This window comes from Enterobacter asburiae, from assembly GCF_008080435.1.
Lineage (GTDB): Bacteria > Pseudomonadota > Gammaproteobacteria > Enterobacterales > Enterobacteriaceae > Enterobacter > Enterobacter asburiae_C.
Map to the genome: position 1 here is coordinate 228,715 of NZ_VRKN01000007.1, position 15,045 is coordinate 243,759.

15 protein-coding genes are annotated in these 15,045 nt (G+C 53.8%); 1 reads left to right on the forward strand and 14 read right to left on the reverse strand.

All coding sequences use genetic code 11. From position 1 onward, the window contains the following. The first annotated feature begins 156 nt into the window (after positions 1–156). Positions 157–822: a 6-phosphogluconate phosphatase gene (yieH, locus tag FU672_RS15535; RefSeq protein WP_148243899.1), complete on the forward strand. Its 666-nt coding sequence runs from the start codon at positions 157–159 to the stop codon at positions 820–822. Between the two features lie 90 nt (positions 823–912). Here the strand turns inward: yieH and phoU are convergent, their stop codons facing one another. From phoU to atpE, 14 genes are all read right to left on the reverse strand, one after another. Then, entirely contained in the window at positions 913–1,638 is a 726-nt protein-coding gene (phoU, locus tag FU672_RS15540; protein WP_008500182.1) for a phosphate signaling complex protein PhoU, read from the reverse strand. Positions 1,639–1,664: 26 nt separating this feature from the next. Beyond that, positions 1,665–2,438 carry a phosphate ABC transporter ATP-binding protein PstB gene (gene pstB, locus FU672_RS15545; protein ID WP_010426574.1) on the reverse strand — a complete coding sequence of 258 codons (774 nt, stop codon included), beginning with the start codon at positions 2,436–2,438 and terminating at the stop codon, positions 1,665–1,667. A 47-nt stretch (positions 2,439–2,485) separates the two neighbouring features. Continuing rightward, positions 2,486–3,376, reverse strand: coding sequence for a phosphate ABC transporter permease PstA (gene pstA / locus FU672_RS15550; RefSeq protein WP_148243900.1), 891 nt, complete (start codon positions 3,374–3,376; stop codon positions 2,486–2,488). Further along, positions 3,376–4,335 carry a phosphate ABC transporter permease PstC gene (gene pstC, locus FU672_RS15555; protein ID WP_148243901.1) on the reverse strand — a complete coding sequence of 320 codons (960 nt, stop codon included), beginning with the start codon at positions 4,333–4,335 and terminating at the stop codon, positions 3,376–3,378. Before pstC ends, pstA begins: the two co-directional genes overlap by 1 nt. Positions 4,336–4,463: 128 nt before the next feature. After that, the gene (gene pstS, locus FU672_RS15560; RefSeq protein ID WP_148243902.1) at positions 4,464–5,504 is read right to left on the reverse strand and encodes a phosphate ABC transporter substrate-binding protein PstS; all 1,041 of its coding nucleotides are present in this window, start codon (positions 5,502–5,504) and stop codon (positions 4,464–4,466) included. Between the two features lie 320 nt (positions 5,505–5,824). Then, a complete protein-coding gene (glmS, locus tag FU672_RS15565) occupies positions 5,825–7,654 on the reverse strand; it encodes a glutamine--fructose-6-phosphate transaminase (isomerizing) (protein ID WP_134348233.1) in 1,830 nt (609 codons plus the stop codon). A 225-nt stretch (positions 7,655–7,879) separates the two neighbouring features. Beyond that, the gene (gene glmU, locus FU672_RS15570) at positions 7,880–9,250 is read right to left on the reverse strand and encodes a bifunctional UDP-N-acetylglucosamine diphosphorylase/glucosamine-1-phosphate N-acetyltransferase GlmU (protein ID WP_023333922.1); all 1,371 of its coding nucleotides are present in this window, start codon (positions 9,248–9,250) and stop codon (positions 7,880–7,882) included. Positions 9,251–9,388: 138 nt separating this feature from the next. After that, positions 9,389–9,808, reverse strand: a complete 420-nt coding sequence (locus FU672_RS15575) for a F0F1 ATP synthase subunit epsilon (RefSeq protein WP_006177560.1) — start codon at positions 9,806–9,808, stop codon at positions 9,389–9,391. A gap of 20 nt (positions 9,809–9,828) precedes the next feature. Beyond that, positions 9,829–11,211, reverse strand: a complete 1,383-nt coding sequence (gene atpD, locus FU672_RS15580; protein WP_148243903.1) for a F0F1 ATP synthase subunit beta — start codon at positions 11,209–11,211, stop codon at positions 9,829–9,831. Positions 11,212–11,237: 26 nt separating this feature from the next. Beyond that, on the reverse strand, positions 11,238–12,101 hold the full coding sequence (atpG, locus tag FU672_RS15585) for a F0F1 ATP synthase subunit gamma (protein WP_148243904.1): 864 nt from the start codon (positions 12,099–12,101) through the stop codon (positions 11,238–11,240). Between the two features lie 51 nt (positions 12,102–12,152). Further along, positions 12,153–13,694, reverse strand: a complete 1,542-nt coding sequence (gene atpA / locus FU672_RS15590) for a F0F1 ATP synthase subunit alpha (RefSeq protein ID WP_148243905.1) — start codon at positions 13,692–13,694, stop codon at positions 12,153–12,155. 12 nt (positions 13,695–13,706) lie between these two features. Further along, a complete protein-coding gene (gene atpH, locus FU672_RS15595; RefSeq protein WP_023309790.1) occupies positions 13,707–14,240 on the reverse strand; it encodes a F0F1 ATP synthase subunit delta in 534 nt (177 codons plus the stop codon). 14 nt (positions 14,241–14,254) lie between these two features. Further along, on the reverse strand, positions 14,255–14,725 hold the full coding sequence (gene atpF, locus FU672_RS15600) for a F0F1 ATP synthase subunit B (protein WP_015961084.1): 471 nt from the start codon (positions 14,723–14,725) through the stop codon (positions 14,255–14,257). Between the two features lie 48 nt (positions 14,726–14,773). Further along, positions 14,774–15,013, reverse strand: coding sequence for a F0F1 ATP synthase subunit C (gene atpE, locus FU672_RS15605; protein ID WP_000429386.1), 240 nt, complete (start codon positions 15,011–15,013; stop codon positions 14,774–14,776). Between the last annotated feature and the right edge of the window lie 32 nt (positions 15,014–15,045).

A 15,045-nucleotide genomic window follows, 5' to 3' on the forward strand; every position in this document is an offset into this window, starting at 1 on the left:
CCGAACAAGGAGGGAAAATTCGTCGCTATCCTATACCAAAATGCGACAATAGTGGCGGTTACGTGATACTTTTTTCATTGATTTTGCTTATACGGCAACGATTGCGTCCCGGTGAACTGCCGTACGTAAACGTTAAACTTGTTAAAAGGGAAAGGCATGTCCGGAATTGAAGCGGTATTTTTCGACTGCGACGGTACGCTGGTCGACAGTGAGGTCATTTGTTCCCGCGCATATGTCACTATGTTCCAGGAATTTGGCATTACGCTGGAACTCGAAGAGGTGTTTAAACGCTTTAAGGGCGTGAAGCTCTACGAGATCATCGACATCATTAACCAGGAACACGGTGTGGATCTGGCGAAAGCCGATCTGGAACCGATGTACCGCGCCGAGGTCGCACGCCTGTTCGACTCCGAGCTGGAGGTTATCTCCGGGGCTAACGCGTTGCTCGATGCGATGACGGTGCCGATCTGCGTCGTCTCTAACGGTCCGGTCAGCAAAATGCAGCACTCGCTGGGCAAGCTTGAGATGTTGCACCATTTCCCGGAAAAACTGTTCAGCGGCTACGATATCCAGCGCTGGAAGCCAGACCCGGCGCTGATGTTCCATGCGGCAAAAGCGATGAACGTTAACGTAGAGAACTGCATTCTGGTGGATGATTCGTCTGCGGGTGCGCAGTCAGGGATTGATGCGGGGATGGAAGTATTTTACTTTTGCGCCGACCCGCACAACAAGCCGATCGACCATCCAAACGTGACGACCTTTACCGATCTGGCGCAGTTGCCGGAATTGTGGAAGGCACGCGGGTGGGATATTACTCGCTGAAAAAACAAAGCCGGATGGCGCTAACGCTTATCCGGCCTACAAGGCTCGTAGGCCCGGTAAGCGCAGCGCCACCGGGCATATTTACGCGGATCACTCTTTCGGATCTTTACCCGCCAGCAGCTTGTCCAGCTCGTCGCCGCCCACGTGACGGAAGTCCTGACCTTTCACGAAGTAGAAAATGTATTCGCAAATGTTCTGGCAGCGGTCGCCGATACGCTCAATGGAGCGCGCGCAGAACAGGGCAGTCAGTACGCTTGGGATCGTACGTGAATCTTCCATCATGTAGGTCATCAGCTGACGCACGATGCCTTCATACTCCTGGTCGACCTTCTTGTCTTCACGGTAGATACGCACCGCTTCGTCCAGATCCATACGCGCAAAGGCATCCAGCACGTCGTGCAGCATCTGCACGGTGTGGCGGCCCAGCGACTCGAGGCTCACCAGCAGCGGCTGGTGCTGCTGAGAGAACTTCTCCAGCGCGGTGCGACAGATTTTATCCGCAACGTCACCAATACGTTCCAGTTCGGCGATGGTTTTGATGATCGCCATCACCAGACGCAGGTCGCTCGCCGTCGGCTGACGTTTCGCGATAATGCGCACGCAGGCCTCGTCGATAGCCACTTCCATCATGTTGACGTTTTTGTCGCCTTCAATGACGCGCTTCGCCAGCTCGCTGTCCTGGTTGTGCATTGCCGTAATCGCATCAGAAAGCTGCTGCTCAACCATGCCACCCATGGTCATCACCTGCGTGCGAATGCTTTCCAGCTCTGCGTTGAACTGGCCTGAAATGTGTTTATTAAGATTGAGGTTGTCCATGGTTTCTCCACATGCACTAAGGCAAATCAACCGTAGCGGCCAGTAATATAATCTTCGGTTTGTTTCTTCGCGGGCCTGGTGAACAGCGCGTCCGTATCGCTGAACTCAATCAACTCGCCCAGGTACATAAACGCCGTGTGATCGGAGCAACGCGCAGCCTGCTGCATGTTGTGGGTCACGATAACGACGGTGTAATCCTGCTTCAGCTCGGTGATCAGCTCTTCAATACGACCGGTTGAGATTGGGTCCAGGGCTGAACACGGCTCATCCAGCAGCAACACTTCCGGGCGAATAGCAATGCCACGCGCAATGCACAGACGCTGCTGCTGACCACCGGAGAGAGAGTAACCGCTCTGGTGCAACTTATCTTTGGTTTCGTTCCATAATGCGGCCTTGGTCAAAGCCCACTGCACGCGCTCGTCCATATCGGCACGGGAGAGCTTTTCAAACAGACGAACACCAAACGCGATGTTGTCATAAATGGACATCGGGAACGGCGTTGGTTTCTGGAACACCATCCCCACTTTGGCACGCAGCAGGGCGATATCCTGAGCCTGGGTCAGAATGTTTTCGCCGTCCAGGATGATTTCACCTTCAGCGCGCTGCTCCGGATAGAGCGAATACATTTTGTTAAAGGTACGCAGCAGCGTGGATTTTCCACAGCCGGACGGACCGATAAATGCCGTGACCTGGTTCTTCGCGATATCCAGGTTGATGTTCTTCAGGGCATGGAATTTGCCGTAGTAGAAGTTCAAATCACGAACCTGAATCTTACCCGGGGCAGTATCAACCATACTCATTGACTCATTTCCTCATTCGGCGCCGCGATGTGCCGCGCCGTAAAAATTTAACCGTGTTTCTTCTTCGCGAAAATGACGCGCGCCAGAATGTTCAGCAACAATACGCAAAGGGTAATGATCAGCACCCCGGCCCAGGCCAGCTGCTGCCATTCCGCGAAGGGGCTCATCGCAAATTTAAAGATCGTCACCGGCAGGTTGGCGATCGGCTGCATCATGTCCGTGCTCCAGAACTGGTTGGAGAGGGACGTAAACAGCAGCGGTGCCGTTTCACCCGCGATACGCGCAACCGCCAGCAGGATACCGGTCATGATCCCGGAGACGGACGCCTTTAGCGTAATCGCAGAGATCATCTTCCATTTCGGCGTACCCAGTGCATAAGCCGCTTCACGCAGGCTGTCCGGCACCAGTTTCAGCATGTTCTCGGTGGTACGAATAACAATCGGCACCTGCAGCAACGCCAGTGCAATCACACCCGCCCAGCCGGAGAAGTGTTCCATCTGCGCCACCACCACGGTGTAAACAAACAGACCCACAACGATAGAAGGTGCAGACAGCAGAATATCGTTGATGAAGCGAATGACTTCCGCCAGCAAGGATTTACGACCGTATTCTGCCAGGTAGATACCCGCCATGATGCCCAGCGGCGTGCCGAAGACCGTTGCCCAGAGGATCAGCAAGCCGCTGCCCGCCAGGGCATTTGCCAGGCCACCACCCGCCGTGTTCGGCGGCGGCGTCATTTCGGTGAACAGCGACAGTGACATCCCGTCAATCCCGCGGACAACCGTCGAGAAGAGGATCCAGACCAGCCAGAACAGGCCAAATGCCATCGTCGCCATAGAGAGCGACAAGGCAATACGGTTTTTCATGCGGCGTCTGGCCTGCATTTTGCGGCGGGATTCCGCCAGTTCAGCGGTAGCTTGCATTTCGAGAGTTGCCATTAGCGTGCTCCCTCATTTTTAGCGAGGCGCATAATCATCAGCTTGGAAATCGCCAGAACAATGAAGGTGATAACGAACAGAATCAGACCCAGCTCCATCAGCGCCGCCACGTGCAGCCCCGATTCCGCTTCCGCAAATTCATTCGCCAGCGCCGAGGTAATACTGTTACCCGGCATGAAGAGCGACGCGCTGTCGAGCTGGTAGGTGTTACCGATGATAAAGGTGACCGCCATGGTTTCACCCAGCGCACGACCTAAGCCCAGCATCACGCCCCCGATCACCCCATTTTTGGTGAACGGAAGAACAATGCGCCAGATAACTTCCCAGGTGGTGCAGCCGATGCCGTAGGCCGACTCTTTCATCATCACCGGGGTTTGTTCGAAGACATCGCGCATGACCGCCGCAATGTACGGAATAATCATAATGGCGAGGATCACACCTGCAGCCAGAATACCGATACCGAAAGCCGGGCCAGAGAACAGGGCCCCCACAAACGGAATGGCAGAGAGGACATTACCCACCGGTTCCTGGAAGTATGTTGCGAACAGCGGTGCAAAGATGAACAGGCCCCACATGCCGTAGACGATACTCGGAATGGCTGCCAGCAGTTCGATGGCAATACCCAGCGGGCGTCGCAGCCAGCCCGGCGCCAGCTCCGTCAGGAACAGGGCAATACCAAAGCTCACCGGAACCGCAATCAGCAGGGCGATGAACGAGGTCATCAGCGTGCCGTAAATCGGCACCAGAGCACCGTAGATGTCGTTCGGCGCGTCCCACTCTTTGGTCCACAGGAAGGAGAAACCGAATTTCTGGATGCTCGGCCATGAGGAGAAAATCAGAGACACGATAATGCCGCCCAGCAGCAATAGCACAATCAGCGCAGCCAGTTTGACCAGCGCGCTGAAAATCATGTCACCTTTTTTACCCGGAGGGTTAAATGCAGGCTTGGTTGCAGCCATAAATTACTCTTCTGTTTGAGACGTTTTTACGAATATGCCCGGTGGCGCTGACGCTTACCGGGCCTACAGAGTAAACCGTAGGACGGGTAAGCGCAGCGCCACCCGCCATCTTCGTTAAATATATCCTGTTAGTACAGCGCTTTACCGCTGCTGTCTTTCACGTTGGTTTTCCATGCAGCGCGAATCTGCTCAACCACGTTGTCCGGCAGGGTGGCGTAATCCAGGGCGTTAGCCTGTTTGCCGCCGTTTTTGTACGCCCAGTCGAAGAACTTCAGCACTTCGGTGCCCTGCTCAGGTTTCTTCTGCTCTTTGTGAACCAGGATGAAGGTGGTAGAGGTGATTGGCCATGCACCTTCGCCTTTCTGGTTAGTCAGATCCTGCGCGAAAGATTTGCTCCAGTCAGCGCCTTTAGCGGCGTTAGCGAAGTTCTCTTCGGTCGGGCTAACCGGTTTGCCTTCAGCAGAGACCAGTTTGGTGTAAGCCAGGTTGTTCTGTTTGGCGTAAGCGTATTCTACGTAACCGATAGAGCCAGGCAGACGCTGTACGAACGCGGCGATACCGTCGTTGCCTTTACCGCCCAGACCGGTTGGCCAGTTAACGGTAGAGCCGGAGCCGACTTTAGATTTCCACTCTTCGTTCACTTTTGCCAGGTAGCTGGTGAACACGAAAGAGGTACCGGAACCATCCGCGCGGCGAACCACGGCGATGTTCTGAGAAGGCAGCTTCAGGCCTGGGTTGAGTTTAGCGATCGCTTCGTCATCCCATTTTTTGATTTTGCCCAGGTAGATGTCACCCAGGGTTTTGCCGTCCAGCACCAGCTCACCCGACTTCACGCCCGGCAGGTTGATGGCCAGGACCACACCACCGATGACGGTTGGGAACTGGAACAGGCCTTCCTGAGCCAGTTTGTCATCAGACAGCGGAGCGTCTGATGCGCCGAAATCAACAGTGTTCGCGGTAATTTGTTTAACGCCACCGGAGGAGCCGATACCCTGATAGTTAACCTTGTTACCGGTTTCTTTCTGGTAGGTATCCGCCCATTTGGCATACACCGGCGCAGGGAAGGTTGCACCAGCGCCAGTCAGGCTTGCTTCTGCAAATACAGAGAACGCGCTCAGAGATAAGGTCGCGGCGACAACAGTTGCGACAGTGGTACGCATAACTTTCATAATGTCTCCTGCAAGGATTTCGTAAATCATTGTTTAAGTGGCTACGATGAGCAAAATAGGACAAACAGGTGACAGATAAATGTACGAATTATGACAGTTTTATGACAATGAAAATTTAACTTAAAAACCAGCAAAAGAAAGCTTAAATTTCATCGTATTAGCCAGTTTTATGACAAGACGTTTTCAGAAATATTTTCTTTATGTGACACTGAAAAAAGTAGCTGAAGATGACAGATTGTCATTATTAAAAACGAGAAAGGATTGATTAAAAACAAACCGGGCGGGATAAAAAAGCTCCACCCGAAGGTGGAGCCTGGGGATTATTCTACGGTAACCGATTTCGCCAGGTTACGCGGCTGGTCAACGTCGGTGCCTTTGATCAGCGCAACGTGATAGGCCAGCAACTGCAGCGGAACGGTATAGAAGATTGGTGCAATCACCTCTTCCACATGCGGCATCTCGATGATGTGCATGTTGTCATTGCTGACAAAACCGGCATCTTTGTCGGCGAAGACGTACAGGACACCACCGCGGGCGCGTACTTCTTCGATGTTAGATTTCAGTTTTTCCAGCAGTTCGTTGTTAGGTGCAACAACGATGACCGGCATATCCGCGTCAATCAGCGCCAGCGGGCCGTGTTTCAGCTCGCCTGCCGCATAGGCTTCCGCATGAATGTAGGAGATCTCTTTCAGCTTCAGCGCGCCTTCCAGCGCAATCGGATACTGATCGCCACGCCCCAGGAACAGAGCGTGATGTTTGTCAGAGAAATCTTCCGCCAGCGCTTCAATGCGTTTGTCCTGAGACAGCATCTGCTCAATACGGCTCGGCAGCGCCTGCAGACCATGAACGATGTCATGCTCAACGGAAGCATCTTCGCCTTTCAGACGCGCCAGCTTCGCCACCAGCATCAGCAGAACGGTCAACTGAGTGGTAAACGCCTTGGTGGAGGCCACGCCGATTTCGGTGCCCGCTTTGGTCATCAGCGCCAGATCGGACTCACGCACCAGCGATGAGCCAGGGACGTTACAAATGGCCAGCGAGCCCAGGTAACCCAGCTCTTTAGAGAGACGCAGCGCAGCCAGCGTATCCGCCGTTTCGCCGGACTGGGAAAGGGTGATCATCAGGCTGTTACGACGCACCGCTGATTTGCGATAGCGGAATTCAGACGCGATTTCCACATCACACGGCACACCGGCCAGGGATTCAAACCAGTAGCGAGAAACCATACCGGAGTTGTAGGAGGTACCGCAGGCTACGATCTGAATATGCTCAACCTTACCGAGCAGCTCGTTCGCGTTTGCGCCCAGCTCGCTCAGATCCACTTCACCGTGGCTGATGCGCCCGGTGAGGGTGTTTTTGATGGCGTTTGGCTGCTCGTAAATTTCTTTCTGCATGTAGTGACGGTAAGCGCCTTTGTCGCCCGCGTCGTACTGCAGATTCGATTCGATCTCCTGACGTTTCACCTGCTCGCCTTTGGTATCGAATACGGTCACGCTGCGGCGAGTCACTTCCGCGATATCACCCTCTTCGAGGAAGATAAAGCGACGGGTAACCGGCAGGAGCGCCAGTTGGTCAGAGGCGATAAAGTTTTCACCCATGCCCAGACCGATAACCATCGGGCTACCGGAACGCGCTGCCAGCAGCGTGGACGGGTCGCGGGAATCCATGATTACCGTGCCGTATGCACCGCGCAGCTGAGGGATAGTACGCAGCACGGCATCACGCAGCGTGCCGCCCTGCTCCAGCTCCCAGTGCACCAGGTGAGCAATCACTTCGGTGTCAGTTTCAGAGACGAAGGTGTAGCCGCGCGCTTTCAGTTCCTCGCGCAACGGTTCGTGGTTTTCGATAATGCCGTTATGCACCACCACGATGTGTTCAGACACATGCGGGTGCGCGTTACCTTCAGACGGTTCGCCGTGCGTCGCCCAGCGGGTGTGCGCAATACCGGTACCACCGTGCAGCGGATGTTCTTCCGCGGCCTGGGCCAGCATCTGCACTTTACCGAGACGGCGCAGACGGGTCATATGACCTTCTGCATCGACGACAGCCAGACCGGCAGAGTCGTAACCACGGTATTCCAGACGACGTAAACCTTCGAGAAGGATTTCAGCAATATCACGCTGCGCAACTGCGCCAACAATTCCACACATAATTTTAGATTCCGAATTTAGGCATTATGCCTGCGTTGTCGCTGACCTGTATTTGCCCTTTCCGGGCGCCCCGAGCCTTGTAGAGAGTGGGGTTATTTTTATGGGTACTGCTTGTGGGGGGAGATATATATTTATCTCCTCACCCGGGTTTGCCTGATGACGGCTACGCCTTATCAGGCCTACTCAATCGTAGGGCGGGTAAGCGTAGCGCCACCCGCCTTGTAGTTACTTTTTCTTCACCGGGCGTTTCCAGCCCTGCTTGCTGACCTGCGGAACGCGGCTTAACACCAGCTCGTTCTCGGCCACATCGCGCGTAACGGTTGTTCCGGCGGCAATGGTCACGCCGTTACCCACGGTAACAGGCGCCACCAGCTGCGTGTCGGAGCCAACGAACACATCATCACCGATGATGGTTTTAAACTTATTCGCGCCGTCATAGTTACAGGTAATGGTCCCTGCACCAATATTCACGTTATTGCCAATTTCCGCATCGCCCAGATAGGTCAGATGACCGGCTTTCGAGCCTTTACCCAGACGCGCTTTTTTCATTTCCACGAAGTTGCCCACGTGAGCGCCTTCCAGCAGCTCAGCTCCCGGGCGCAGACGCGCAAACGGGCCGATGGTACAGGCTGCATCCAGACGGGCATCTTCCACCACGCTGTACGGGCTGATTTCGCAGTCGTCACCGATGACGCTGTTTTTAATCACGCAGCCGGCGCCAATTTTGACGCGATTGCCCAGCGTGACGTGACCTTCGAGGATAACGTTAGTATCAATTTCAACGTCACGCCCGTGAGATAACGAACCACGCAGATCGAAACGCGCCGGATCGCGCAGCATCACACCTGCCAGCAGCAGTTTTTCAGCCTGTTCGGACTGATAAATACGCTCAAGACGGGAAAGCTGCAGGCGGTTGTTCACGCCGTCCGTTTCGCTGATGCGCGCCGGATGAACGGCGGCAATTTCACGCCCTTCGTGGTACGCCATCGCAATGATGTCGGTGATGTAGTATTCACCCTGCGCGTTGTTATTGTTGAGTTTGGACAGCCAGCGCTTCATATCCGCGCCATTGGCAATCAGGATACCGGTGTTGATCTCCTGAATCTGGCGCTGTTCGTCGCTGGCATCTTTATGCTCAACAATACCCGTGACGTTGCCGTTTTCACGGGTTATGCGTCCATAACCGGTTGGATCGTCCAGCACGACGGTCAACAAACCGATGCCGCCCTGCGGTTTGGCTTCACGCAGGCGAGTCAGTGTTTCAACGGAGATCAGCGGGACATCGCCGTAAAGCATCAAAATGTCTTCGTCATCCGCAAAGAACGGGGCTGCCTGCTGCATCGCATGGCCTGTGCCCAGCTGTTCGGCCTGAAGCACCCAGTTGAGCTTGTCATCGCTCAGCGTCTTTTTAAGCAGATCGCCGCCGTGGCCGTAGACCAGGTGGACCTGACTGGCGCCCAGTTCATTCGCTGCATCAATGACATGCTGCACCATTGGCTTTCCTGCAAGCGTGTGGAGCACCTTAGGCAGATCGGAATACATGCGGGTCCCTTTGCCAGCGGCAAGGATCACCACGCTCATCGCACTGTTTGACATACGCATCCTGACGGTAGTTTGAGTGTGAAGTAAAAACGTTTGATGCTTAAAATTCTACATCTTTTTCATCATGAATTAAGGCCGAAAAAAAAAGCCAGCCTGGTATCCAGACTGGCTTTTGTGCTTTTCAAGCCGGTGTTACATCGCTTTTTTGGTCAACTCGATAACGCGCAGTTTCGCGATCGCTTTGGCCAGCTCCGCAGACGCCTGAGCGTAATCCACGTCACCATGAGAGCTGCTAATGTGCTCTTCAGCCTTACGCTTCGATTCCAGGGCTCGCGCTTCGTCGAGATCCTGTCCACGGATAGCGGTATCGGCCAGAACGGTCACGCTGCCAGGCTGCACTTCAAGAATGCCGCCGGACAAATAGATAAACTCTTCATGACCGAACTGTTTAACGATGCGGATCATACCAGGCTTAATGGCGGTGAGCAGCGGTGCGTGACCCGGGAAAATACCCAGTTCACCTTCACTACCCGTTACCTGGATTTTCTCGACCAGACCAGAGAACATTTGTTGCTCTGCGCTGACGACGTCCAGGTGGTAAGTCATTGCCATATCACCCTCCGATTAAGGCGTTAAAGTTTTTTGGCTTTTTCCACGGCTTCGTCGATGGAACCAACCATGTAGAACGCCTGCTCCGGCAGGTGATCGTATTCGCCGTCCATGATGCCCTTAAAGCCACGGATAGTTTCTTTCAGCGGTACGAATTTACCCGGAGAACCGGTAAAGACTTCTGCAACGAAGAATGGCTGGGACAGGAAGCGCTGGATCTTACGCGCACGTGCTACCACCAGTTTGTCTTCTTCGGACAGTTCGTCCATACCCAGGATGGCGATGATGTCTTTCAGTTCCTGGTAACGCTGCAGGATTGACTGAACGCCACGCGCGGTGTCGTAGTGCTCCTGACCAACAACCAGTGGATCCAGCTGACGGCTGGTGGAGTCCAGCGGGTCAACGGCCGGGTAGATACCCAGAGACGCGATCTGACGGCTCAGTACCACGGTTGCATCTAAGTGCGCAAAGGTGGTTGCTGGAGATGGGTCAGTCAAGTCATCCGCAGGTACGTATACCGCCTGAACGGAGGTGATAGAACCGGTTTTGGTAGAGGTGATACGTTCCTGAAGAACACCCATCTCTTCCGCCAGCGTAGGCTGATAACCTACCGCTGAAGGCATACGACCCAGCAGTGCAGATACTTCCGTACCGGCCAGGGTGTAACGATAGATGTTATCAACGAACAGCAGAACGTCACGGCCTTCGTCACGGAATTTCTCAGCCATAGTCAGGCCAGTCAGCGCAACGCGCAGACGGTTTCCTGGTGGCTCGTTCATCTGGCCGTAAACCAGGGATACTTTGTCCAGAACGTTGGATTCGGTCATTTCGTGGTAGAAGTCGTTACCCTCACGAGTACGCTCACCTACGCCCGCAAACACGGAGTAACCGGAGTGCTCGATCGCGATGTTACGGATCAGCTCCATCATGTTTACGGTTTTACCTACACCCGCACCACCGAACAGACCAACTTTACCACCCTTAGCGAACGGGCAGATCAGGTCCATTACTTTGATACCGGTTTCCAGCAGTTCCTGAGAGCTTGACAGCTCTTCGTAAGAAGGTGCTGCGCGGTGAATCGCCCAACGCTCTTCTTCACCGATGTCGCCTTTCATATCGATCGGCTGACCGAGCACGTTCATGATACGGCCCAGTGTTGCTTTACCTACCGGGACTTCGATTGGGTGCTCGAGATCTTTAACTTCCAGACCACGACGCAGACCATCAGAAGAACCCATGGTGATGGTACGCACGATACCACCACCGAGCTGCTGCTGAACTTCCAGCACCAGGCTCTCGTTACCATTCTGAACCTCAAGAGCATCGTACACGCGCGGTACGGCATCCTGAGGGAATTCGACGTCAACCACGGCGCCGATTACCTGGACAATTTTTCCAGTAGCCATCTTGAATCCTCTACGAATTAACCTGGTTATACCGCGGATGCACCACCGACGATTTCGGTGAGTTCCTGAGTAATGCTGGCCTGACGAGCTTTGTTGTATACCAACTGCAGCTCTTTAATCAGGCTGCCGCCATTGTCGGTCGCGGCTTTCATCGCCACCATACGTGCGGCCTGCTCGCTGGCCAGGTTTTCTACCACGCCCTGATAAACCTGAGACTCAACGTAACGACGCAGCAGGGTATCCAGCAGCGGTTTCGGATCGGGTTCATACAGGTAATCCCAGGTTTTGTGCTTCAGCGCATCATCGTCTGATGCCGGTAAAGGCAGCAGCTGAGTGATGGTTGGCACCTGAGACATGGTGTTAATAAATTTGTTGCTGACAACATAAAGCTTGTCCAGACGGCCTTCATCGTAGGCCAGCAACATCACTTTTACCGGGCCAATCAGTTCAGACAGGGAAGGGTTATCCCCCATGCCTGTAACCTGAGCAACCACGTTACCGCTAACGGAATTAAAGAAAGACACGCCTTTAGAGCCGATCATCGCGAGTTCGCTTTGAACGCCTTTATCAGACCAGGCTTTCATATCTGCCAGCACTTTTTTGAACAGGTTAATGTTCAAACCGCCGCACAGACCACGGTCAGTGGACACCACCAGGTAGCCCACGCGCTTAACGTCGCGTTCTTCCAGGTAAGGGTGCTTATATTCCAGATTACCGGTGGCAAGGTGACCAATCACTTTGCGCATGGTATCAGCATAAGGACGGCTGGCTGCCATGCGTTCCTGCGATTTACGCATTTTGGACGCGGCGACCATTTCCATCGCTTTAGTGATCTTCTGCGTGTTCTGGACGCTTGCGATCTTACTACGTATCTCTTTTGCGCCGGCCATGAGCTTCTCCTCAATGCCAGGCGGCTTGTCCTGAGACAAGCCGCCGGACGATTACCAGGATTGGGTTGCTTTGAAGGAATCGAGGATAGCTTTCAGCTTGCCTTCGATTTCGTCGTTATAGCCACCGGTCTGGTTGATCTCTTGCATCAGCGGAGCGTGATCACGGTCGACGTAAGCCAGCAGAGCGGCTTCGAAGCTACCGATTTTCGCCAGTTCCACATCTTCGAGGTAACCGCGTTCAGCCGCGAACAGTACCAGGCCCTGCTGAGCAACAGACATTGGTGCATACTGTTTCTGCTTCAGCAGCTCGGTCACTTTCTGACCGTGGCTCAGCTGTTTACGGGTTGCTTCGTCCAGATCGGATGCGAACTGAGAGAACGCAGCCAGTTCACGATACTGTGCCAGCGCGGTACGGATACCACCGGACAGTTTCTTGATGATCTTGGTCTGAGCAGCACCACCAACACGGGATACGGAGATACCTGGGTTAACTGCCGGACGAATACCGGAGTTAAACAGGTTGGTTTCCAGGAAGATCTGACCATCGGTAATGGAGATTACGTTGGTCGGAACGAACGCAGAAACGTCACCCGCCTGGGTTTCAATGATCGGCAGAGCGGTCAGAGAGCCCGTTTTCCCCTTCACTTCACCTTTGGTGAAGTTCTCGACGTATTCCGCGTTAACGCGGGAAGCACGCTCCAGCAGACGAGAGTGGAGGTAGAATACGTCGCCAGGGAACGCTTCACGTCCAGGTGGACGACGGAGCAGCAGGGAAACCTGACGATAAGCAACAGCCTGTTTAGACAGGTCATCGTATACGATCAGCGCATCTTCACCGCGGTCACGGAAGTATTCGCCCATTGCGCAACCGGCGTATGGCGCCAGGTATTGCAGTGCAGCAGATTCAGAAGCAGTTGCTACCACAACGATGGTGTTAGCCAGTGCACCGTGCTCTTCCAGCTTACGAACCACGTTAGAAATGGTGGACGCTTTCTGGCCGATGGCCACGTACACACATTTGATACCGGAGTCACGCTGGTTGATGATGGCGTCGATTGCCATCGCGGTTTTACCGGTCTGACGGTCACCGATGATCAGTTCACGCTGACCACGACCGATTGGGATCATGGCATCAACGGACTTATAACCTGTCTGAACAGGCTGATCTACGGACTGACGGTCGATAACGCCTGGTGCGATAACTTCGATTGGGGAGAAGCCATCGTGCTCAACCTGACCTTTACCGTCGATTGGCGCACCCAGGGTGTTAACAACGCGACCCAGCAGGCCACGGCCAACCGGCACTTCCAGAATACGGCCAGTACACTTAACCTTCATGCCTTCGGCAAGGTCAGCGTATGGACCCATCACAACGGCACCTACGGAGTCGCGCTCCAGGTTCAGTGCGATAGCGTAACGGTTACCCGGCAGGGAAATCATCTCACCCTGCATACAATCGGCCAGGCCGTGGATGCGGATAACACCGTCACTTACAGAAACAATAGTACCTTCGTTGTGAGCTTCACTCACAACACTGAACTGAGCAATGCGCTGCTTGATCAGTTCGCTGATTTCGGTGGAATTCAGTTGCATGCTCCAGTCCCCTTAAGACTGCAAGACGTCTGCAAGGCGTTCAAGACGGCCGCGTACGCTGCCATCAATGACCATATCACCCGAACGGATGATTACGCCTGCCATTACAGACTTATCGATTTTGCAATTCAGCTTAACTTTGCGTGACAGACGTTTTTCCATCGCGGCGGTGATTTTCGCAAGCTGTTCATTACTCAGTTCAGTCGCAGAAGTCACTTCGACTTCAGCGGTTGCTTCACTAAGGGCACGTAAGTGCTCAAACTGCTCGAGAACATCCGGGAGCACACGGAGACGACCATTTTCAGCCATGACCTTAATCAGGTTCTGGCCGTTGGCATCCAGTTGCTCTCCGCACACGGCGATAAACGACGCGGCGAGAGTTTCAGGTGCTAACGCACCGGAAAGCAACTCAGCCATTTGTTCGTTTTTCGTCACCTCAGCGGCAAACGCCAGCATATCCTGCCAGCGATCGACATTTTGGTGTTCGACAGCAAAGTCAAAAGCTGCTTTGGCGTAGGGGCGAGCTACCGTAACAAATTCAGACATCAGCCCCTCCCTCCTTACAGTTCAGCGACAAGTTTGTCCACGATGTCGCTGTTAGCAGCTTCATCCACGGAACGTTCGATGATCTTCTCGGCGCCAGCAACAGCCAGAATCGCAACCTGCTTACGCAGTTCTTCACGAGCACGTTTACGCTCAGCATCAATTTCTGCCTGAGCCTGTGCCACGATCTTAGTACGTTCCTGTTCTGCTTCAGCTTTGGCTTCGTCCAGGATCTGCGAACGGCGTTTGTTAGCCTGTTCGATGATAACCTGAGCTTCCGCTTTCGCTTTTTTCAGCTGGTCTGTCGCGTTGGCCTGTGCAAGGTCCAAATCTTTCTTAGCGCGTTCTGCAGAAGCCAGACCGTCAGCAATTTCTTTCTGACGTTTTTCGATGGCAGCCATTAAAGGCGGCCATACATACTTCATGCAGAACCAGACAAAGAGAATAAACGCGATGGCCTGGCCGAGGATTGTTGCGTTCATGTTCACAGCACAATACCTCTTTAATTTCTGTGGCTTAGGGTTTTAAAACTACTACTACGCGACAGCAAACATCACGTACAGACCCAGACCTACAGCGATCATTGGGATAGCATCCACCAGACCCATAACGATAAAGAACTGAGTACGCAGCAGAGGAATCAGATCAGGTTGACGCGCTGCGCCTTCCAGGAATTTGCCCCCGAGGATGCCGATACCGATCGCAGCACCGATAGCCGCCAGACCCATCATCACAGCGGCAGCCATGTACAGCAGATCCATATTCAGGTTTTCCATGACAGTCTCCAGTTTGTTTCAATTAAAACGTA